The organism is Bacillus sp. FSL W8-0770 (assembly GCF_038008705.1).
GTDB lineage: Bacteria > Bacillota > Bacilli > Bacillales > Bacillaceae_G > Bacillus_A > Bacillus_A cereus.
Window position 1 is genome coordinate 1707568 of record NZ_JBBOZR010000001.1, and the last position, 21017, is coordinate 1728584.

A 21017-nucleotide genomic window follows, 5' to 3' on the forward strand; every position below is an offset into this window, starting at 1 on the left:
AAAGATAAGGATGATATATAATGGTGCAAAAGGTAAAGGAGAGAGTGAAAATTGAAGATATCTTAATGGCTCATAATTGCATGAAAGATATCGTTATTAAAACACCGTTACAACGTGATACAGTTTTATCTGAGAAATATGATTGTGACGTTTATGTAAAACGAGAAGATTTACAATTAATTCGCTCTTTCAAAATTCGTGGTGCATACAATTTGATTCAAAGTTTACCGAAAGAAAAGTTACAAAACGGTGTTGTTTGTGCAAGTGCTGGTAATCATGCGCAAGGAGTTGCTTATACATGTAATTTATTGAAGATTCCGTCGAAAATATTTATGCCCACAACAACACCGAAACAAAAAGTATCACAAGTACAATTTTTCGGTGGTGATTTCGCAGAGATTGTATTAGTTGGTGATACATTCGATAGCTCTTTCCAAGAAGCACAGTGTTATTGTGAAGAAAATAGAATGACATTTGTTCATCCGTTTGATGATCCGTATGTAGTTGCTGGTCAAGGGACAGTGGCAGTTGAAATTATGCATGATATGGAGAAACCGGTTGATTATATCTTTACGGCAATCGGCGGTGGTGGATTAGCATCAGGTGTTGGTACATATGTAAAAGGTGTTAGTCCTACTACAAAGGTTATTGGTGTAGAACCGATGGGAGCTGCCTCTATGAAAGAGGCTTTTCTTCAAAATGATAATGTCGCATTAGAGAAAATAGATAGTTTTGTTGATGGGGCAGCGGTTAAAAAGGTAGGAAAGTTAACTTTTGAAACTTGTAAAGATGTAATTGATGACATCGTTTTAGTACCAGAGGGGAAAGTTTGTACGACGATTTTAGAACTGTATAAGAAAAATGCGATTGTAGCTGAACCGGCTGGTGCACTCTCTATTGCAGCACTTGATTTATACAGGGATGAAATAAAAGGTAAAACAGTTGTATGTACGCTAAGTGGTGGAAATAATGACATTGATAGAATGCAAGAAATGAAAGAACGATCTCTCATTTACGAAGGGTTAAAGCATTATTTCATCATTGAATTCCCACAGCGTTCAGGCGCGTTAAGAGAATTTCTTGATAAAGGATTGGGGCCAGAAGATGATATTACTCGTTTTGAGTATATTAAGAAACATAATAAGGAAAATGGTCCAGCATTAGTCGGAGTAGAGTTAAAACATAAAGAAGATTATGAGCAATTAATTACTCGCTTTAAAGAAAATAATATTCAATTTATGGAGCTTAATAAAAACCCTGTTTTGTTTGATTTGCTTATTTAATAGAAGGGAAGAATAAGCATCTAAATAAAAAAGATAGATACAAGCAAAGAAATATAGTGCTTGTTCTATCTTTTTTATAGTTAAACTAGATACTCATTAAATTCAAGAAGAATAAAGCTAGTTAACCAAAAAAATATCGCAATGCGAATAATTACATACATAGTAAATTCAAAGGTAGTAAGTTTTCGTTCGCGTTTTATTTTTTTTAGAAATCTAACAGAAAAAACTGAACATAAAAGTAGAACGGCTATAGACATTTTATAAATATTTTCTAACAAACTTACATTTTCTAATAAGTTTTTCAGCATGTTTATCACCTATTCTGTAAAGTAGATTACAGAGAAATAGATCTTGAGCTGTCTAGTTTCGTTTATTTTTTATTTTCCCTGTATCATCAATTTCTACATCAGTTGAAATTGTTTGTAAATATTGAAGAGCTTTTTTCTTTTCTTCCTCATTTACAGGGGAAACTTGGTTGTTGCGAATGATATAAGGATTGAATGACATTTGGACATCCTTTCCTTTAAAAGTTAAAGTTAATACGCCAGTTTCGGCGCTTTTTCCATTCACATAACTTGGGAATAAAAAGTTACCTAATGAGTAAGCGATAGGAACTTTATTATAATACTCAAACCCTTGTAACCAATGTGGATGGCTTCCGACAATCGCGTTAGCTCCTGCTTCAACCATTTTAGGTACATATTGCTTTTGGTATTCTACCGGACGGTTTGATTTTTCAACGCCCCAATGCATATAGACGATTAAATAGTCTGCATCTTGTTTTTGTTCTTTAATTGTTTTTGTTACAAGATTTAAATCATAGCCATTCGCAACGCCAGGTTTATTCTCACCAGCTACCCAATTAGAATCAGGCATAAATCGAACGAAGGAAAGAAATTTAAACTTTTTCCCTTTTACGGTCATTTCTCGTGCTGTATATGTATCTTTCGCATTTTTTCCGGCTCCAATGTAAGGGAACTTTAATTTTTCTACGTGAGAAATCGTATCTAATAATCCATCTTGCCCATAATCAAGTGTGTGGTTATTCCCAATATTTACGATGTCATATCCAGTGTTTTTAATAGCTTGTAGTGTAGATGGATCACTTTTAATCCAAAACAGTTGCCCAGGTGCTTTCTTTTCTTTCGTTGTAAATGCCGATTCTAAATTCACAAAAGAAATATCAGCTTTTTTTATTTCTTCTTTTACATGTTGGAATGGGTAATCAGCCCCATTCTTTTCGATTATAGGACGTAATTGCCAATCAAACATTGTATCACCAGAGAAGGTGAGTGTGATTTCTTGGTCTTCTATTTTCTTTTCGCTTTTTGAAGCGGTTTTACTAGATTTGTTTTGTAAATCGGGTTTGTCTTTTGCTTTTGAAATAAAAGAGTAATTGATTAATAAAACAATCGGTGTAATGAAAAAGGCTATTAACAAAAATCGTTTTAGTAAAGTTTTCATATATACCTTCCCTTTTAATATTATCCCGCAATTAAATTAACAATGAATCTATTAAAGGTAATTAAAGTTACAAAAAAACAGCGGGTTATGTAGTGGAAAACATTTGTTAATATTCTCAATATTAAGTTAACATATAGATAACCTGTAAATCAATGTATAAACCAAAATATAGAAATAAAGAATTCGAAGGGTGAAGAATGAGAAATGGTTATATTAGGAGCAGTTGTAAATGGAATTTGCATTATATTTGGTACTTTACTTGGTAAATTATTTAGTAGGATTCCAGAAAGTATGAAAGGAACGATAATGCATGCAATCGGTTTAGCGGTTACTGTGCTTGGGCTTCAAATGGCATTAAAAAGTGAAAACTTTCTTGTTGTCATACTGAGTTTAGTGATTGGTACGGTAATTGGAGAATGGTTACAATTAGAAGAAAAGTTAAAAAATTTAGGGGATTGGCTAGAAAATAAAGTTGGATCGAAGGGGAAAGGAAGCATATCAGAAGGTTTTGTAACAGCTACTTTAATTTTTGCAATTGGTGCGATGGGGATACTTGGTGCACTTGACAGTGGGATTCGCGGAAATCATAATATTTTATTTACCAAGGCAATTATCGATGGATTTATTTCTATTATATTAACGACAACTCTAGGAATTGGCGTAGTATTTTCGGCGATTCCAGTTGTTTTATATGAAGGTGGTATTGCAGTTTTTGCAACACAAATTAATAGTTTTGTCCCGGAAGAATTAATGAACCAATTTATAGTGGAGATGACGGCTACGGGCGGCATTATGATATCTGCTATTGGATTGAACTTGCTTAGTATTATTAAAATCAAGGTGGCAAATTTACTTCCAGGTATATTGGTAGTAGGTGTAATTGTTTCAATTATTTATGGTTACGGTTTGTTAGTAAATTAGTAGAGGGTGGAAACACATATGGAGGAATTTCAATTTACAAAACGTGTGCATAAAATATTGGAGATTGCAGCAGAAGAGAGTGAGTATAACATAATTCAACCAGTCCATCTGTTCATAGGTATGTGTAAAGAAGGTACAGGAGTTTGCGCTGAGTTATTTATGTATTTGTTTCATAAAGTCGGTCCAGATTTTTTAGAAAAACTTTCGTTACGAAAACGATTCGATTTACATCATCAAGAGTATAAAAAAATAGGGCAATATAAACTATCTTATAAGGCGATAGAAATTTTACAAATAGCGAAGAAACGTATGGAACGCTTTCAGCAAGTAGTAATCAATGAAGGACATGTTATGTATGCATTATTTCGTGTAGATACAGATATTGGTGAATTTATACATACACAAATGCAAAAAGATATATTACGTATTACAGCTGCACCGAGAGACTTAGCGGTTGATTTAAATAGTTTTAAATCTATTTATAATACATTATTTTGTCATGTAAGAAGAGCTAGTCCTTCTGATTTTGATAAGTTATCACGATTTGTGGCGGCTGAATTTGGTGAACGGTGGTTACAGTCGGTTGATTACGGATTTCGGACATATAATGAAAAGTTACCTATCTATATTGCACAGCAGGAGGAAGTAATAGTTGGTTTCGCCTGTTACGATGTAGTGAGAGGAAAGAAAGGATTGTTTGGTCCAATGGGCATAGCGAAACAAAATCGTGTGAAAGGTGTAGGAAAAGAATTATTGTATCATTGTTTATATAATATGAAGCAAGATGGATATGAATATGCGATTATTGGACAAGCAGGTCCCATTGAGTTTTACGAGAGAAATTGTAATGCTCGTTTAATACCGATAGATAATAAGTAACCAACTTCATATAGAGGAGTTGGTTTTATTATGAAAATGATGTAGAGATGTAGTGGTTTTTACTAGAAAATAGCGGGTTTTGTAGTAAATCTTGCATAAAAAGCAAATTACTAAACTTTTTACAAGAAAGGGTGTAGAATGGGTATCTAAAGAAAGAAGGTGTGAAAATGGCCAGCTGGAAACGAAATTTAATGATTTGTTGGCTAGGTTGTTTTACCACTGCAGCCGGTATGAGTTTAGTAATTCCTTTCTTATCTTTTTATATTGAGGAATTAGGAGTAACTGGCACTTCAAGTATTGCACAGTGGTCGGGACTTGCATTTGGTGTAACATTTTTAATGGGTGCGATCGTATCGCCAATATGGGGAAAGCTTGGTGATATACATGGACGGAAACTGATGCTTATTCGTGCTAGCCTCGGTATGGCGATTATTATGACGCTTATGGGGTTTGTAACGGATGTATATCAATTAGTCGCACTAAGATTTTTAATGGGAGCAGTATCTGGTTTCCTTTCAACCGCAATGACATTTATTGCAGCAGAAACTCCGAAAGAACATTCAGGTTGGGCAATTTCTACAATTTCAACTGGTGGCGTGAGCGGTTCTTTACTTGGTCCATTACTTGGTGGATATTTGTCTGAGTTAATTGGAATGCGTCATGTCTTTCTTGTTACAGGAGCTTTTTTATTCCTTTCCTTTCTCATCGTTTTTTTCTTCTTGCATGAAGAAAATCACTCTGCTCAAGCAAAAAAAACACAGCCGAAAAAAGTATGGACGATGGTCCCAGCGAAGCATTTAATTATTAGTTTATTTGTAACAACATTTATTATTCAACTTGCTAATATGTCAGTTCAACCAATTGTTACATTGTACGTGAAAAATTTAGTAGGTCCTCATACTGCACATATTGAAACAATTGCGGGAGCAGTTATGTCAGCAACAGGATTAGCCGTTATTTTGGCAGCACCAAGACTAGGAAGATTATCAGATCATATCGGTCCTCAAAAAACGTTAGTTGTAGCGTTATTTGCTGCAGGAATTATTTTTATCCCGCAAGCATTTGTAACCTCAGCTTGGCAACTATTAATTCTTCGATTTTTATTAGGTATCGCACAAGCAGGATTATTACCTTCCGTACAAACTCTACTAAAACAACATACACCAACCCATGTTACGGGACGGATATTTGGATATAATCAATCATTTCAGTTTTTAGGAAATATGATTGGTCCAGTGCTCGGGGGACAAATTGCAGCGCATGCAGGTTTCCAATATGTTTTCCTCTCTACATCATCACTATTATTTATTGCGTGTATTTGGGTTTATTTTCATAATAAGAACGAAGAGGTATCAGAGAAACGACATTTGGAAGTTAGTTAACTAAGTGAATGAAAAAGAAAAAGGATGAAGCAGCATGTGCTTCATCCTTTTCTTTAAAATCGAAGACAAAGATAACTTAATGTACCAAGCTCGTAACTACGGTGAATGACTTCACCGCTATTTTCACCACTTCCCATAGCGATAAATAAAGGAACAAAATGCTCTGCTCTTGGTACTGCTAATTGTGCATGAGGAGCATTTTCCTCCCAATTAAACAATGCATCTTTATCGTTATTCTGCATATGTTTAATAATCCAATCATCAAATTCAATTGCCCATTTTTCAGGTGTAGTTTGATTCCATTTCAGTGCTCGTAAATTATGAACGGTAACGCCACTCCCGATTACTAAAATATCTTCTTGTCCGAGTCCTTTAAGTGCTTCTCCAATTTCAAATTGTTCTTTTGCAGAAAGGAATGGATTGACTGATATTTGCACGACAGGAATATTTGCTTCTGGATACATGCGGTGCAGGAGTGTCCATGAACCATGATCTAAACCTCTCGTCATATTATGATGGACTGAAATACCTTTGTTCTTAAATTTTGTTTCTAAAATAGATGCAATGCTAGAAGAGCCTTTCGCACGATATTTGATTTCGTATAACTCAGGGGGAAAACCTCCAAAATCATAAATTGTTTCATACTCGTTATCTGATGAGGAAATCGTTAATACTTCACTTTCCCAATGAGCAGTGAAAATAACAATTGCTTTCGGTTTATATGTTTCTCCAAGTGTTTTTAAAAATCGTGTATAGTCTGTATCTTGAATAGCGAGCATAGGCGAACCATGTGCTAAAAATAATGATGGCATCATAATAGTAGAAACCTCCTAAAAATTATATAGTTACTTTATGTAAGTAACTATATAATTTTATTTCAGGTTCGTCAAGAGATCAGTTTGAAAGCAAGTCTGAAAAATACATCATTTGTCATAATGAAAGCAATTACATATAATATAAAATAAGAAAAGTGAATGGATATTCATTTCTCTTAAAGGTATACATAATAGAGTTGGGAGCTGACGAAATGAACGTACAGGAAAGTTTCGTTACGGCATTGGATGGATCAGAAATTTATTTACGCAAGTGGTTGCCAGAAGGTAAACCGAAAGGGATTATTCAAATTGCACATGGTATGACAGAACATGCAGGTGTTTATACAGACTTTATTGCTGCGTTATTAGAAGCAGGGTATGGTGTTTATGCACATGATCATAAAGGTCATGGGAAAACAGTGAAAAGAGAAGAAGATTATGGTCATTTTAAACCAAATGTAGGTTGGAATGAGGCTGTGTCTGATGTTATTTTTGTATCAGAAACGGTAAGAAAAGAGCAGACATGCCCGTTATTTTTACTTGGCCATAGTATGGGTTCTTTTTTATCAAGACGTGCTGTGCAACTTAGAGGCGAATTATATGATGGATTTCTGATTTCAGGAACAGGTGGAAATCCAGGGCTTTTAGGAGCTATTGGTCATAAAGTAGCAACAATCGAAATGAAGTTGCGCGGGGCAAAAACGAAAAGTCCAATGTTAAACTTTTTATCTTTCGGAAACTTCAATTCGAACTTTAAGCCAAATCGTACAAAATTTGATTGGTTATCTTCAGATAATAATCAAGTTGATAAATATATTGCGGATCCGTTATGTGGTTTCATTTGTACGACGAGTTTTTACCGAGAATTATTTTCTGGTGTATTAGAAGTAAATAAACTAGAAGAATACAAGAAGACGCCAAAGAATCTTCCAATACATATATTTTCTGGTGATCGTGATCCTGTTGGCGATATGGGGAAAGGTGTAAAAGAAGTATATGAAAACTATAAAAAATGTGGTGTGAAAGACGTGACACTACGTTTATATGAAAATGGTAGACATGAAATGTTTCATGAAGTAAATAAGGATGAAGTATTTAAAGATTTAATTTCTTGGTTAGATGCGCATAATAAATGAGAAAGATAATCCCAAACTGTTTGTAGTTTGGGATTATTTATTTTACAGAAATACGGGCAATAAATTCTTAAATTTACTTTACTTAATAAAAAATAAATCTTATTCTAGAGTCGTTAAAAAAATAAAGAAATATTGTACTACAAAAAACCTCACTTTTCTGAAGTGAGGTTTTTTGTAGTAACGAAGTAATAGTGAATAAAACTAATTTTAAAAATAATTTAAAATCAAACTATTTATAAAGAAACAGATGCCTGTTCATAATAGTAGTATAATAGTGAATGAGGTGTTAATAGAATGGAAGATAGAACATTAGGTTTATTACTAGATGTTGTTGGTGAATTATTTTCAGATGAAATTTCAATTGCTGTTTCGAATACGAAAGAATATATTTACTATCGGCCAAGTAAACGAATTGATTTAAAGATTAGCGCTGGGGATCCTATAAAGGAAGGAACGATTGCTCATAAAGCGATGGTGATGAATCAAAAAACATCTGAGTTTATGAATCGGGATGTTTTTGGTATTCCTTATCATGGAATGGCTGTACCATTTTCAAACAATGGAAAGCTTGAAGGGTGCGTAACGGCAATTTATCCAGCTTTAACGGATGGAAAGTCAGTCGTTACTTTAAAAACAACAGATGGCTGGATTCCAGTTCCTTTTTCAAAGGTTATGTATTTAGAGGCTAAAGATAAAAAGACGTATGTGAATTCAGAAGAGTTATCAGGAACACATAAATACTCTCTGCAAGAATTCGAATACTTGCTTCCTAAAGATTCATTTATTAGATGTCACCGTTCGTTTATTGTAAATGTTAATCATATTAAAGCGATTTATCCTGATACCCATTCTACTTTTGTACTTTCGATGGATAATGGTGAGAGAGTACCAGTTAGTCAATCATACGCTAGTTATTTCCGTAAGCTTCTAGGATTCTAAATTTTTCTGCTTTAGAATCTAGATTTGCTGTTCTGTCTGAATTTTCGTTATTGTATACTAAAATCCCTATTTTGATAGTGTAAATGTGTAAAATAATTATGAATATTCAATGAGAGAGGGATTACATATGGAGAATAATTTAGATAGAATCAGAGATCAACGTCTAAAAGATCGGGTAGTTACACCTGAAGAAGCAGCTTCCTGGATTCAAAGTGGAATGACTTTAGGCTTAAGTGGGTTTACACGAGCAGGTGATGTAAAAGCAGTCCCATTTGCGCTTGTAAACCGAGTTAAGAATGATGAATCTTTTAAAGTAAATGTTTATACTGGGGCTTCTTTAGGCTCGGATGTAGACAAATTATTTGCTGAGGCAGGAATTTTAGGGAAAAGATTACCTTTCCAAGCTGACGCGACGATGCGAAAAGGAATTAATAACGGAGACTTTTTATTTGTGGATCAACACTTATCTCATACAGCAGAGTTACTCCGCGCTGACGTTCTGGATATAGATTTCGCTATTTTGGAAGCGGTTGCGATTACAGAGGACGGAATGATTATTCCAACCACTTCAATTGGAAATTCCTTAGCGTTTTCCTTAAATGCTAAGTCTATTATTATTGAAATGAATATGGCTCAATCCACGCAATTAGAGGGACTACATGATCTATATGAACCAGGTAAACAAGGGGAGAGGCTTCCAATTCCGCTTGTGAAAACAGATGACCGAATTGGAACAATCGGTATTCCAATTGATCCTGAAAAAGTAAAGGGAATTGTGTTTACGAATCAATTGGATTCGCCATCGACAATTGTTCCTCCGGATGAAGAAACGGTCATTATGGCACAGCATTTAATAGAATTCCTTCGAGAAGAAGTTAAAATAGGGCGATTAACAAATCGTTTAGCGCCGTTACAATCAGGAATTGGTTCAGTTGCTAACGCAGTATTGCATGGAATGTTAGATTCAGAATTTGAAGGTTTAGAAGTGTATTCTGAAGTTTTACAAGATGCAGTTTTTGATCTTATGGATGCTGGAAAAGTCAATTTTGCTTCTTGTTGTTCTATCACGCTTTCTGAAGAGAAAATGCAACAAGTATTTTCTAACTTTGAAAAATATCGTGACAAATTAATGATGCGTCCGCAAGAGATTTCCAATCATCCTGAAATCATTCGTCGCCTTGGATTAATCTCAATTAATACTGCATTAGAATTAGATATATACGGAAATGTTAACTCTACTCACGTTTTAGGTACAAAAATGATGAATGGAATTGGTGGGTCTGGTGATTTTGCAAGAAATGCACGCCTAGCTATCTTTGTTACTAAATCGATTGCGAAAGGTGGTAACATTTCAAGTATTGTTCCTTTCGTTTCTCATGTAGACCATACTGAACATGATGTAGATGTTATTGTTACTGAACAGGGGTATGCCGACTTAAGGGGACTTGCGCCAAGAGAAAGAGTGGAACTTATTATTGAGAATTGCGCACATCCAATGTATCGTGATCAACTACGTGCTTATTACGAAGAAGCAAAAACAAGAGGTGGACAAACTCCTCATATTTTAGAAAAAGCTTTTTCTTGGCATACGAATTATGCTAAAAATGGAACAATGCTTGAAGCGGTAGTAGAAACTGTATAGGTTTGTATCGTACGAAATAGTAAAACGAATGAGTGAGTTTGAAGATTAAATTTTAGAAAAAGAGAACACCAACTTTTAGGGATGGTGTTCTTTTTCTTTAAAAAAATTGTACTGGTTATAATAAAGATTTATAAAAATAACCTCTAATTTATGAAAAAAAGGTTTTTTGAAGTGCTTTTCGAATCAATTTAGTAGTTTACATATCGAAGGTGAGGAGAAAGAATCATGAAGATAAGAGAAGCGTTATTAAGAGAAGCAAATGAATTAAGTGAATTCGCACTACAATCAAAAGCAACGTGGGATTATAGTGAAGAATTCATACTTGCTTGTAAGGAAGATTTAACAATTACAGAAGAATACATAAAAAATAATTTTGTATATGTTTTAGAAAACGATAATGCGAAGATTGGTTTTTTCTCATTTTTACGTAATGATAAAGCTCTCGATTTCTTGTACATTCATCCTGATTACAAAGGAAAAGGTTACGGGAAAATACTTTGGGAGTATGTAATAGAAAAAGCCAATGAACTAGGATTAAAAAGTTTTACGATTGATAGTGATCCGAATGCAAAAGGATATTACTTGAAAATGGGAGCACAGTTAATAGGAGAGACACCATCAACTGTCTTTAAGGATCGTTTACTGCCTCTTTTGAAATATGATGTGTAAAACTATTAATAGTAGGGGAAGATTAGAATGGATGATGTAAAGGAAAAAAGAATATATGAAGCACTAATAAAATCGTGGTCGATTGAAACAAGTTCAAAGTGGACAATCGAAAATCCAGCAAAGGGACAGTGTGGTGTAACGGCTTTAGTCGTTCAAGATATATGCGGAGGTGAAATCAAAAAGACAAAAATAGGGGAGGTGTGGCATTTTTATAACTTTATAGATGGGCAGAGGTTTGATTTTACAGAGGCTCAATTCAATGAAAACCCGAATTATTTGGATGTGGAATCAAATCGGGAATAAGCATTTGCAGATACAAATGAAAAACAATATAGCATTTTGAAGGGAAAAATAACGAAAGAATTAAAATTATCTTTTGACTCTTAATCTTTAATAAGTTACTATAATGGTGGTAACTCATTAAAGGGAACTTCATAGAGTTGAAAGGGGAAATACTTTTGAAAACAACTTATGTAAACGCTACAATTGTAACGATGAATGAACAAAACGAAGTGATAGAAAATGGATATATCATTGTAGAAAATGATCAAATTATAGATGTAAAGAGCGGAGAATTCGCTAATGATTTTGAAGTAGATGAAGTAATTGACATGAAAGGAAAGTGGGTTTTACCAGGGCTTGTAAATACACATACACATGTTGTAATGAGTCTTTTAAGAGGTATTGGAGATGATATGTTATTACAGCCATGGCTTGAGACGAGAATTTGGCCACTGGAAAGTCAATTTACTCCCCAAATTGCGGTCGCTAGTACGGAATTAGGATTACTTGAGATGGTGAAAAGTGGTACAACATCATTCTCTGACATGTTTAATCCAATTGGAGTAGATCAAGACGCAATTATGGAAACGGTATCAAGGAGCGGGATGCGAGCTGCTGTTTCAAGGACTTTATTTAGCTTCGGAACGAAAGACGATGAAAAGAAAGCGATTGAAGAAGCTGAGAAATATGTGAAGCGTTACTATAACGAAAGTGGCATGTTAACTACGATGGTTGCACCACATAGTCCATATACATGTAGTACAGAATTGTTAGAAGAGTGCGCACGGATTGCAGTAGAGAATCAAACGATGGTTCATATCCACCTTTCTGAAACAGAGCGTGAAGTACGTGATATTGAAGCACAATATGGAAAACGTCCAGTAGAATATGCAGCGAGCTGCGGATTGTTTAAACGCCCAACAGTTATTGCACACGGTGTAGTATTAAATGACGATGAGCGTGCATTTTTAGCAGAGCATGATGTTCGAGTAGCTCATAATCCAAATAGTAATTTAAAACTAGGTTCTGGTATAGCGAATGTAAAAGCGATGCTAGAAGCAGGAATAAAAGTAGGAATTGCAACAGATAGTGTTGCATCTAACAATAATTTAGACATGTTTGAAGAAATGCGCATAGCGACTTTACTACAAAAAGGTATTCACCAAGATGCAACAGCTTTACCAGTTGAAACAGCTCTTACACTTGCGACTAAAGGGGCTGCTGAAGTAATCGGGATGAAACAAACAGGATCACTTGAGGTTGGAAAATGTGCTGATTTTATTACGATTGATCCATCTAATAAGCCGCATTTACAACCAGCAGATGAAGTGTTATCACATCTTGTGTATGCTGCTAGTGGAAAAGATATAAGCGATGTAATTATTAACGGAAAACGTGTCGTTTGGAATGGCGAATGTAAAACGTTAGATGAAGAGCGTATTATATTTGAAGCAAGTCGTTATAAACGAGGTTTGCAAAGATAGATAATTATGTGGCAGTTGAAAAAGCTATCCTTTTAAAAGGATAGCTTTTTTCTTGAACGAATAAATATTCAAAAGAATGTCGCATCTTTCTGTTCATATTTCTGCTATAATATATTACGCTTTATAATATTTTATACTTAAGGAGAACAACTCATGAAGCGAAAAAAGAGCCATTTAATGGTAATGGCACTTGTTACATCTTTATTATTAACAGCTTGTAATAATAAAGCGAATAAAAGTGATACAGAGGTTAAAAAACAAGTGTTAAATGTAACAGTATCAGAAGAAATTCCTTCTCTGGACACTGCGAAAACGATGGATGGTACATCAGCACACGTTATGCAAAACATATTTGAAGGGTTATATGTATTAAATGATCAAGATCAGCCTACTCCAGCAGTAGCAAAATCGTTTAAAAGAAGTGAAGATGGTAAGAAATATACATTTAACTTGCGTAAAGATGCAAAATGGTCAAATGGAGATAATGTAACAGCAAATGATTTTATATTTGCATGGAAACGTGCAATTAACCCTGAAACGGCATCTCAATATGCATACATGCTCTTTTATGTGAAAAATGCGAAAGAGATTAATAAGGGAACAATGCCTCTTGATGCACTTGGGGTTAAAGCAATAAATAATTATACGTTAGAAGTTGAACTGGAACAGCCAGTTCCGTATTTTTTACAGCTGTTAGCACTACCTATATACTTACCACAGCATGAATCATTTTTGAAAGAACAAGGAAACAATTATGCATTGGAACCTAGTAATCTCATATACAACGGGCCATTTGTATTAGAAAAATGGAAGCATGAACAAGAGTTTCAATTAAAGAAGAATGCTGCATATTGGGATCGAAAGAAAGTGAAATTAGACGAAATAAACTTTCATATCGTAAAGGATACAATGACAGCTGTAAATTTATATGAAGCCGGAGATTTGGATCGAGTACCTATTAATTCGCAAATTGTAGACAAGTATAGAGGGAATAAGGAATTACATATGTCGAGTGATCCTGGAATTGCCATGCTTCGTTTTAATGAAAAAAATACCGCGTTAGCAAATAAAAAAGTGCGTCAATCTATTTCATTAGCGTTAAATAAAGATGATTTTGTTGCTCACTTTATTAATAACGGAGCAAAACCTGCAAGCGGGCTTGTACCAGTTGGTCATGTAAATGAAGTGACCGGTAAAGATTTTAGAAAAGAAAACGGAGATCTTTCTTCATATGATTTGCAAAATGCGCAAAAGATTTGGAAAGAAGCGAAAAAAGAGCTTGAAGTAGAGCAAGTAAACCTCGAGTTTTTAACGTTTGAACAAGATAATGCAAAACGGATGGCAGAATATATAAAAGGTGATTTAGAAAAGAATTTGCAAGGAATCGCGATACAAATTAAACAACAGCCATTTAAGCAAAAATTACAGTTAGAACAAACAGGTGATTACGATATAACTATGGCAAATTGGGGACCTGACTATAAAGACCCAATTAGTTATTTAGAGTTATTTACGACAGGGAATCCGAATAATAAAATGAATTATTCTAATGTTCATTACGATGAATTAATAAAGAAAGCGAAAACGGATTTTGTACTAGATACGGAAAACCGATGGGAAGCGTTGCGAGAAGCCGAGCAGGTATTATTAGAAGATGCTGCGGTAGCGCCGCTTTATCATATTGGCTCAGCATATGTACAAAAGGATTATGTAAAAGGAATTGAAAAGCATCAATTTGGTGGTATTTATACTTATAAGAATGCTTATATTGCTAATGAATAAATACAAAAAACCTTACTTTTTAAAAGTAAGGTTTTTTACACATGAATTCTATTAAACCGATTTTAATAAAGCGTAAAAATTCGTATCATATGGGACATCATCTTGATACATATAATTTTTTAGAACGCCTTCTTTTTCAAAGCCTAATTTTAATAGTACTTTATTGGAAGCTTCATTTTCAAGAAATACAATTGCTCCGATCCGCTTTAAATGAATCGTATGGAAACCGTATGATATAACCTCAGAAACAGCTTCAGTCGCATATCCTTGTCCCCAGTGTTCAGGCAAAAAGGCATAACTTATATTGGCTCGTTTATGCTCAGAAGACCAATCATGAAAACCAATGGTACCGATGAGTTCTTTCGTGTCTTTTAATTCGATTCCCCATTTTATACCGCTTCTTGCATTGTAACTCAACTTAAAGTTATGAATGATTTGTTTCACTTGATCAACATCTTGTAACGGTTTTTGGCCATAATAGCGCAGTACATTAGTATTAGAAAAGCATTGTAGTATACGCGGTGCATCTTCTTCGGTAAGTTCTCTTAAAATGAGTCTTTCAGTTTTTAATAAAGGAAACATATTTTCGCTCCTTTTCACATGAAAATAGAATGTATTTGTTATTATATAATTTAATCTGAAAATAAAGATTATTCAAGGTGTAAGGAAGTTATTGGCTGGAAATAGATTATAAAATTTATTTTAAAAAGACTTTATAGGATTAATACAAATAATGAAAAAAGGGTATTCCAAATTAAAATTGGAATACCCTTTTTCATTATCCTACAAATGTTTGATACAGTAAGAAGATATTTAAAATGATAACGAGTGCTGCAATTATCCAAGCGATAAATGTTGTTATACGGTGGTTAACGAGTGCACCCATAATCTTTTTGTTACTTGTAAACATAATAAGTGGTACTAGCGCAAATGCAATACCGAATGATAAGACGACTTGGCTCATGACTAGAGCGTAAGTTGGATTTACACCTAAAGCGATAATAACTAATGGTGGAATCATTGTAATAAATCGGCGTAAGTATAACGGAATATGCATGCGAATGAAACCTTGCATAATAATATCACCCGACATTGTACCGACAGAAGAGCTAGATAGTCCTGCTGATAAAAGTCCAATCCCAAATAATGCAGCCGATACAGGACCTACTAAATTGGTAAATTGAGTGTAAGCAACATCTAAATCTTCAACGTGCAAGCCGTTTTTAAAGAATAGTGCAGCAGCAACAATTAACATACTTGCATTAATTGCTCCAGCAATAACCATTGCAATAATAATATCGATAAATTCGAAACGAAAAATCTTTTTCTTTTGTTCGTCAGTTGTTCCGACCACGCGGCGTTGTGTTAATGCAGAATGCAAGTATATTGCATGTGGCATAACTGTTGCACCTAAAATCCCTGCTGCAAGTAATATACTGTCTACACCTTGGAATTTTGGAATAAATAGTCCTGAAAGAAGGGGACTTAATTCTGGTTTTGCATAAAAAACTTGAATCCCAAAAGCAATTACTACAATGAAAATCATTCCTGTAATAATAGCTTCTAGTGGACGAAATCCTCTACGTTGAAACTCAAGAATAATAAATGATCCGGCTGCAGTAATTAAAGCGGCAGGTAGCATCGGGATTCCAAATAGTAAGTAAAGCCCCAAAGCAGCTCCAATAAATTCCGCTAAATCTGTAGCCATAATAACTAGTTCACCTTGTATCCATAAGCCGATAGACACAGGCTTTGGAAAGTTTTCACGAGCTATTTCGGGTAAATTGTTTCCTGTAGCAATTCCTAATTTAGCTGATAAAGTTTGGATTAATACAGCCATTAAGTTAGAAGCGAGTATAACCCATAATAGTAAATATCCATATTGTGAACCAGCTGCGATATTTGTAGCAAAGTTGCCAGGATCAATATAAGCAACGGACGCGATAAAAGCGGGTCCTAAAAATGGTAACAGTCTTTTCCAGCCTTTTGTTTCTCCACTTAAAGCTAAGTGAGCTGATTGTACAGTTGTACTTTCAGAAGGGAGATGTTCATCTTTTGTTATATCTTTATTCATAGTAGTTTTCCCCTTTAAAATGTTAACTTGATGAAATTATTGTATTTATTCTTACTCATTATTTCAATACATTTAAATATATTATATGGTAATTTCATTTGAACACGAAAGTTTCCTTAATGCAAATTATATGCCTTTATGCAATGGATGGTGTGATAACGTAAAATGAATTGGGAGTTTATGGTGTGATGACATGGGGAAACATAGTGAATTAAAGGGCTGTTTTTGAAATTTATGTGAACATAAAGCCGATAATACAGCATATTAATTGATGGAATTGCATTTGTATGATATATAATATATTGGGATTACAACATAACCATAGTGTTTTGGTGTGTAATCTTGTTTTTTATTTTTGTTAACTGATAGAAAATAGTATAAAGAAAAGAAAATGGGATTCATTTTCTTATTATATATGTTTTGATATGAACGTTAACTTATACATGATTTAAAAAATTAGATAGGTGGTAGAAATACATTGGCAACTACAAAACCATACAGAGTATTACTATATTACATGTACACAACAATTGAAAACCCAGAAGAATTCGCGGCAGAGCATTTAGCATTTTGTAATTCACTTGAATTAAAAGGAAGAATTCTTGTAGCAAAAGAAGGTATTAACGGAACTTGTTCTGGAACTGTAGAACAAACAGAGAAATACATGGAAGCAATGAACAATGATCCACGTTTTGACGGTATCGTATTTAAAATAGATGAAGCTGATGGTCATGCATTCAAGAAAATGCACGTGCGTCCTCGTCCAGAGTTAGTTACACTTCGTCTAGAAGATGACATTAACCCACACGAAATAACTGGGAAGTATTTAGAGCCAAAAGATTTTTATGAAGCAATGAAACAAGAAGATACAGTTATCATTGATGCACGAAATGATTATGAATTTGATTTAGGTCACTTCAAAGGTGCGATTAAACCTGATATCGAATCCTTCCGTGAATTACCAGATTGGATTCGTGAAAATAAAGAAGTACTTGAAGGTAAAAAGATTTTAACTTATTGTACAGGCGGAATTCGTTGTGAGAAGTTTTCTGGTTGGTTAGTTCGTGAAGGCTATGAAGATGTAAGTCAGCTTCACGGCGGAATTGTAACGTACGGAAAAGACCCAGAAGTACAAGGTGAGCTTTGGGATGGACAATGTTACGTGTTCGATGAGCGTATCGCTGTACCAGTAAACCAAAAAGAACATGTTATCGTTGGTAAAGACCACTTTACAGGTGAACCTTGTGAGCGCTATGTAAACTGTTCAAATCCAGAATGTAATAAGAAAATTTTATGTTCTGAAGAAAACGAAGCGAAATATTTACGTGCATGTTCTCATGAATGTCGTGTAAGTCCACGTAACCGCTACGTAATACAACATGAATTAACGGAAGAGCAAGTAGCTGCTGCATTAGAGCAAATCGAAGCAGGGAAGTAAACTGAATTCTTATAGTAAAAAGGGTACTCCAAGTTCAATTTTGGAGCACCCTTTTTTTATTATACGGTTCTGTCATTTGTCGGTTTTTGTCGGTAAGTCGATATATCTTAAAAATCGCTGATATATTTCGAGTTGCGCCGATATAATCGGAAAATCGCTGATAAAGATTTCACTTACTGCAGTGCGCCAAGAATTTGAAAATAACTTTCTTTAATTTTTATCTTCTTTCTCTTTAACGGCAGAAAGTACAGTTTGTTTTACCCAAGCTTTTCTTCGTTTATGCTGTAAACCCCATTGGTATAAACTTTGGGCTCCTAAAATAAGTGAAATGACAATGCCGCTAATCGCAATTAATAGAGCGAAAAATTCAAGAGGTGACGATATTTTGTTTGAATCGGTGTTTCTTAAAAGGTCAATCATAGTAAACCCTAACATTTGGCCCACTACAGAGTAGAGCGTTAAAATTAATAATAAGAGGCTATCTTTTTTAGAGGCGACATTTTCTTGATATTTAAACAAACTATCAAGATTTTGTTTCGCGTTCGAGTATAGAACCTCAATATTAAAAAGTTTTCTTAAGCGGAAGAAAATATCTTCACTTTGTGATTGGGATACTAATTCTAAAGAAAAATAATTAGCAGTGAACGAATTGATCGAATAAATTAATTTCTCTATTTCATTAGTATCCTGTTCAATGTTTAGCTCAGCATAGGCGTTTGCCATTTTTAATAAAACAATTTTATGGAATAGGTTTAATAATAAAGCGTAATAAAATTCCCCGTACATTTGACTAGCAAGTTTAGCGATTTCGCGTTCTCCTTCATTTGTTACACATGTAAAAATATGTTCTTCCATTATGAAATAACGATTTGGAGCCCATCTCTGGTAAGCGTGTTTTTTTAAATAGTCATGAATGTAAGGAAGGTTATTTGCACTCACACATGGCTTACCATCACTTGTTAATCCGGAAAGACTAGAAGTACGATAAACATCCACTTCATTAAGTTCCATACCTTCTTTTAGTGACAATAAAGTTTGGACGTACATTCTTTGGTCTTCGAAGAAAGGGAAGGTTTGAAAGTATGAACTTCTTAATCTCTTCTTTTCAAAGAAATCAGTTACGCCATGAAATAAATAACCAAAAATGAATTTTTCAACTTGGGAATACTTTTTTCCGTTACATTCAATACAAATAGTCTCATTTGTATCATTTTTAGTTTCAAGTACACGGAAGCGAGCAGCGAATTCGATTGCTTCAGATAAAGTCATGCTTGGAGCAGTGTTTACTTCTGTTCGAATTGTTAAGAAGCCAAGTTCATAAGGACAAAGTGTTACATCAATAGAGTGTATCTTGAATGGGATTGAAATAAGGTTTGTTGTTAAATGTCCAGTTAAGTTAAGGTCCTTTGAATAACGTTGCAAGCCCTTTTGATGCTCTGAGTGAGGAAAGAGAATTTTATTTGTAAATGAAAGATAGTATGCTTCCATATTTTGATGTGAAACTTTAAATTCCCCATAATATGTATTTTCATCATAGAGATGATCGAGCCGAAAAGGACGGAAATCGTTTTTTTGTAAGAAAGGGAACATATTTTGTTCATATCCAGCTTTAAACGAAAACGGGAATATAAATTGAAATATAGCTGTTGCTACATCTTTTTCCTCAATTGCTTGTATTGCCTCCATCTACATTGTTTCCTTTCCATATATGCTATAGAAACAACATGCCCAAATTTATTTGAAAATAACCACTGTTTTATACTCGATTGAGAGTGAAAATTCAGCTTATTTAGCAGAGGACATGTATAATGTTATGTATACTAAAAGTTATAAAATTGTATTTTGAAAAGGGGGATGCTGTATGCGGATTTTAGTATTAGGCGCTGGTGGAGTCGGAGGATTTTTTGGTGGCAGATTAGTCGAAAAGGGAGAAGATGTTACATTTCTTGTTCGTAGTAAACGGAAAAAACAATTAGAGGAAAGAGGACTTGTAATCCGAAGTGTTAACGGGGATTTTTCCTTTCAACCGAAATTAATAACGAAGGAAGAGAGAACTTCTCCATTTGATGTCATTTTATTTTCAACAAAAGCGTATCACTTAAACGAGGCAATTCAAGATTTGAAGCCGTTTGTTGGCGAAGGTACTGTAATCATTCCATTGTTAAATGGTATCGCTCATTTATCACTATTACAAAAAGAATTCGGAGAAGAAAAAGTACTTGGCGGTTTATGCTTTATCGAGACGACGTTAAACGATCAAGGAGAAATTGTACAAACTAGCGCTGCCAACAGACTTGTGTTTGGAGAAATTAAGTCTCAAAATTCAGAGAGAGTAAAGCATATTTCTAAAGTATTTGCAGGTACGAAATCTAGTTTTGTTTTAAGTGAAAATATTACGCAAGATATGTGGCATAAATATTTATTTATTACTGTAATGTCCGGTGTGACAACGTTAATGCGTGCACCAATTGGACCAATTCGTGAAAGTGAAGGCGGTCGTGATTTTATCCGTAATGTATTTGAGGAATCTGTACAAATTATGAAAGTATTAGGAGCTCCAATAAAGGTTAATATTGCCCAGGAACATATGAAAACGATTGATAAAATTTCGTATGATATGAAGTCATCGATGCAACGTGATATGGAGAAGGGTTCGTTTATTGAAGGGAAGCACTTGCAAGGATATTTACTGGATGTAGCAGAGCAATTTTCTATAGCGGCACCATTATTAGGCACTATATATCAAAATTTAAAGGTGTATGAAGAGATGACCTTTAACAGATCTGTAATAGAATTAGATGTATGAAAAAATAAAAAAGATAGCAAT

The 21017-nt window shown here is 34.3% G+C and carries 18 protein-coding genes and 1 pseudogene; 13 read left to right on the plus strand and 6 right to left on the minus strand.

Annotated elements, in window-relative coordinates; all coding sequences use genetic code 11:
- Positions 1-20: 20 nt before the first annotated feature.
- Positions 21-1283, plus strand: coding sequence for a threonine ammonia-lyase IlvA (ilvA, locus tag NST27_RS08975; protein WP_000250323.1), 1263 nt, complete (start codon positions 21-23; stop codon positions 1281-1283).
- A gap of 80 nt (positions 1284-1363) precedes the next feature.
- Here ilvA and NST27_RS08980 read toward each other — a convergent pair whose 3' ends face one another.
- Together NST27_RS08980 and NST27_RS08985 are read right to left on the minus strand one after the other, a co-directional pair.
- Positions 1364-1591, minus strand: coding sequence for a hypothetical protein (locus NST27_RS08980; protein WP_000916802.1), 228 nt, complete (start codon positions 1589-1591; stop codon positions 1364-1366).
- Between the two features lie 52 nt (positions 1592-1643).
- A complete protein-coding gene (locus tag NST27_RS08985; protein ID WP_000854542.1) occupies positions 1644-2747 on the minus strand; it encodes a CapA family protein in 1104 nt (367 codons plus the stop codon).
- A gap of 204 nt (positions 2748-2951) precedes the next feature.
- Between NST27_RS08985 and NST27_RS08990 the strand changes: the two genes are divergently transcribed.
- The 3 genes from NST27_RS08990 to NST27_RS09000 all read left to right on the plus strand — a co-directional run bounded on the left by NST27_RS08990 (position 2952) and on the right by NST27_RS09000 (position 5929).
- Entirely contained in the window at positions 2952-3668 is a 717-nt protein-coding gene (locus tag NST27_RS08990; protein ID WP_000236039.1) for a DUF554 domain-containing protein, read from the plus strand.
- 18 nt (positions 3669-3686) lie between these two features.
- The gene (locus NST27_RS08995; protein WP_047385911.1) at positions 3687-4547 is read left to right on the plus strand and encodes a GNAT family N-acetyltransferase; all 861 of its coding nucleotides are present in this window, start codon (positions 3687-3689) and stop codon (positions 4545-4547) included.
- A 167-nt stretch (positions 4548-4714) separates the two neighbouring features.
- A complete protein-coding gene (locus NST27_RS09000; protein ID WP_000179303.1) occupies positions 4715-5929 on the plus strand; it encodes a multidrug efflux MFS transporter in 1215 nt (404 codons plus the stop codon).
- A gap of 53 nt (positions 5930-5982) precedes the next feature.
- Here the strand turns inward: NST27_RS09000 and NST27_RS09005 are convergent, their stop codons facing one another.
- Positions 5983-6744, minus strand: coding sequence for a DODA-type extradiol aromatic ring-opening family dioxygenase (locus tag NST27_RS09005; protein ID WP_047385913.1), 762 nt, complete (start codon positions 6742-6744; stop codon positions 5983-5985).
- A gap of 212 nt (positions 6745-6956) precedes the next feature.
- On the opposite strand from NST27_RS09005, the gene NST27_RS09010 reads away from it, so the two are divergent.
- From NST27_RS09010 to NST27_RS09040, 7 genes and pseudogenes are all read left to right on the plus strand, one after another.
- Positions 6957-7880 carry an alpha/beta hydrolase gene (locus tag NST27_RS09010; RefSeq protein WP_001102598.1) on the plus strand — a complete coding sequence of 308 codons (924 nt, stop codon included), beginning with the start codon at positions 6957-6959 and terminating at the stop codon, positions 7878-7880.
- 294 nt (positions 7881-8174) lie between these two features.
- Positions 8175-8819, plus strand: coding sequence for a LytTR family DNA-binding domain-containing protein (locus NST27_RS09015; protein WP_000390207.1), 645 nt, complete (start codon positions 8175-8177; stop codon positions 8817-8819).
- Between the two features lie 127 nt (positions 8820-8946).
- The gene (locus NST27_RS09020) at positions 8947-10461 is read left to right on the plus strand and encodes an acetyl-CoA hydrolase/transferase family protein (RefSeq protein ID WP_047385915.1); all 1515 of its coding nucleotides are present in this window, start codon (positions 8947-8949) and stop codon (positions 10459-10461) included.
- A 225-nt stretch (positions 10462-10686) separates the two neighbouring features.
- Positions 10687-11130 (plus strand): GNAT family N-acetyltransferase, encoded by a 444-nt coding sequence (locus NST27_RS09025; RefSeq protein ID WP_047385917.1) that lies wholly within the window; start codon positions 10687-10689, stop codon positions 11128-11130.
- Positions 11131-11157: 27 nt separating this feature from the next.
- A pseudogene (locus NST27_RS09030) lies at positions 11158-11517 on the plus strand (YunG family protein).
- A gap of 53 nt (positions 11518-11570) precedes the next feature.
- Positions 11571-12896, plus strand: coding sequence for a bifunctional S-methyl-5'-thioadenosine deaminase/S-adenosylhomocysteine deaminase (locus NST27_RS09035; protein ID WP_001999581.1), 1326 nt, complete (start codon positions 11571-11573; stop codon positions 12894-12896).
- A 153-nt stretch (positions 12897-13049) separates the two neighbouring features.
- On the plus strand, positions 13050-14678 hold the full coding sequence (locus tag NST27_RS09040) for a peptide ABC transporter substrate-binding protein (protein WP_000823519.1): 1629 nt from the start codon (positions 13050-13052) through the stop codon (positions 14676-14678).
- A gap of 51 nt (positions 14679-14729) precedes the next feature.
- On the opposite strand, the gene NST27_RS09045 is transcribed toward NST27_RS09040, so the two are convergent.
- Positions 14730-15260 carry a GNAT family N-acetyltransferase gene (locus NST27_RS09045; protein ID WP_047385919.1) on the minus strand — a complete coding sequence of 177 codons (531 nt, stop codon included), beginning with the start codon at positions 15258-15260 and terminating at the stop codon, positions 14730-14732.
- A gap of 196 nt (positions 15261-15456) precedes the next feature.
- Positions 15457-16752 carry an Nramp family divalent metal transporter gene (locus NST27_RS09050; RefSeq protein WP_001030677.1) on the minus strand — a complete coding sequence of 432 codons (1296 nt, stop codon included), beginning with the start codon at positions 16750-16752 and terminating at the stop codon, positions 15457-15459.
- A gap of 478 nt (positions 16753-17230) precedes the next feature.
- Here NST27_RS09050 and trhO point away from each other — a divergent pair, with 478 nt between their 5' ends.
- Positions 17231-18190 carry an oxygen-dependent tRNA uridine(34) hydroxylase TrhO gene (gene trhO / locus NST27_RS09055; RefSeq protein WP_000246214.1) on the plus strand — a complete coding sequence of 320 codons (960 nt, stop codon included), beginning with the start codon at positions 17231-17233 and terminating at the stop codon, positions 18188-18190.
- 210 nt (positions 18191-18400) lie between these two features.
- On the opposite strand, the gene NST27_RS09060 is transcribed toward trhO, so the two are convergent.
- Positions 18401-19876 (minus strand): hypothetical protein, encoded by a 1476-nt coding sequence (locus NST27_RS09060; protein ID WP_000387422.1) that lies wholly within the window; start codon positions 19874-19876, stop codon positions 18401-18403.
- Positions 19877-20051: 175 nt separating this feature from the next.
- On the opposite strand from NST27_RS09060, the gene panE reads away from it, so the two are divergent.
- Positions 20052-20996 carry a 2-dehydropantoate 2-reductase gene (gene panE, locus NST27_RS09065; RefSeq protein ID WP_001221897.1) on the plus strand — a complete coding sequence of 315 codons (945 nt, stop codon included), beginning with the start codon at positions 20052-20054 and terminating at the stop codon, positions 20994-20996.
- The last annotated feature ends 21 nt before the right edge of the window (positions 20997-21017 follow it).

Bases quoted from the DNA above. Each gene is read 5' to 3' on its own strand.
- NST27_RS08985 (WP_000854542.1), bottom strand. From the start codon at position 2,747: ATGAAAACTTTACTAAAACGATTTTTGTTAATAGCCTTTTTCATTACA.
- NST27_RS09010 (WP_001102598.1), top strand. From the start codon at position 6,957: ATGAACGTACAGGAAAGTTTCGTTACGGCATTGGATGGATCAGAAATT.
- NST27_RS09005 (WP_047385913.1), bottom strand. From the start codon at position 6,744: ATGATGCCATCATTATTTTTAGCACATGGTTCGCCTATGCTCGCTATT.
- NST27_RS09025 (WP_047385917.1), top strand. From the start codon at position 10,687: ATGAAGATAAGAGAAGCGTTATTAAGAGAAGCAAATGAATTAAGTGAA.
- NST27_RS09015 (WP_000390207.1), top strand. From the start codon at position 8,175: ATGGAAGATAGAACATTAGGTTTATTACTAGATGTTGTTGGTGAATTA.
- NST27_RS08990 (WP_000236039.1), top strand. From the start codon at position 2,952: ATGGTTATATTAGGAGCAGTTGTAAATGGAATTTGCATTATATTTGGT.
- NST27_RS09045 (WP_047385919.1), bottom strand. From the start codon at position 15,260: ATGTTTCCTTTATTAAAAACTGAAAGACTCATTTTAAGAGAACTTACC.
- ilvA (WP_000250323.1), top strand. From the start codon at position 21: ATGGTGCAAAAGGTAAAGGAGAGAGTGAAAATTGAAGATATCTTAATG.
- NST27_RS09040 (WP_000823519.1), top strand. From the start codon at position 13,050: ATGAAGCGAAAAAAGAGCCATTTAATGGTAATGGCACTTGTTACATCT.
- NST27_RS08980 (WP_000916802.1), bottom strand. From the start codon at position 1,591: ATGCTGAAAAACTTATTAGAAAATGTAAGTTTGTTAGAAAATATTTAT.
- panE (WP_001221897.1), top strand. From the start codon at position 20,052: ATGCGGATTTTAGTATTAGGCGCTGGTGGAGTCGGAGGATTTTTTGGT.
- NST27_RS09050 (WP_001030677.1), bottom strand. From the start codon at position 16,752: ATGAATAAAGATATAACAAAAGATGAACATCTCCCTTCTGAAAGTACA.
- NST27_RS08995 (WP_047385911.1), top strand. From the start codon at position 3,687: ATGGAGGAATTTCAATTTACAAAACGTGTGCATAAAATATTGGAGATT.
- NST27_RS09020 (WP_047385915.1), top strand. From the start codon at position 8,947: ATGGAGAATAATTTAGATAGAATCAGAGATCAACGTCTAAAAGATCGG.
- NST27_RS09060 (WP_000387422.1), bottom strand. From the start codon at position 19,876: ATGGAGGCAATACAAGCAATTGAGGAAAAAGATGTAGCAACAGCTATA.
- NST27_RS09000 (WP_000179303.1), top strand. From the start codon at position 4,715: ATGGCCAGCTGGAAACGAAATTTAATGATTTGTTGGCTAGGTTGTTTT.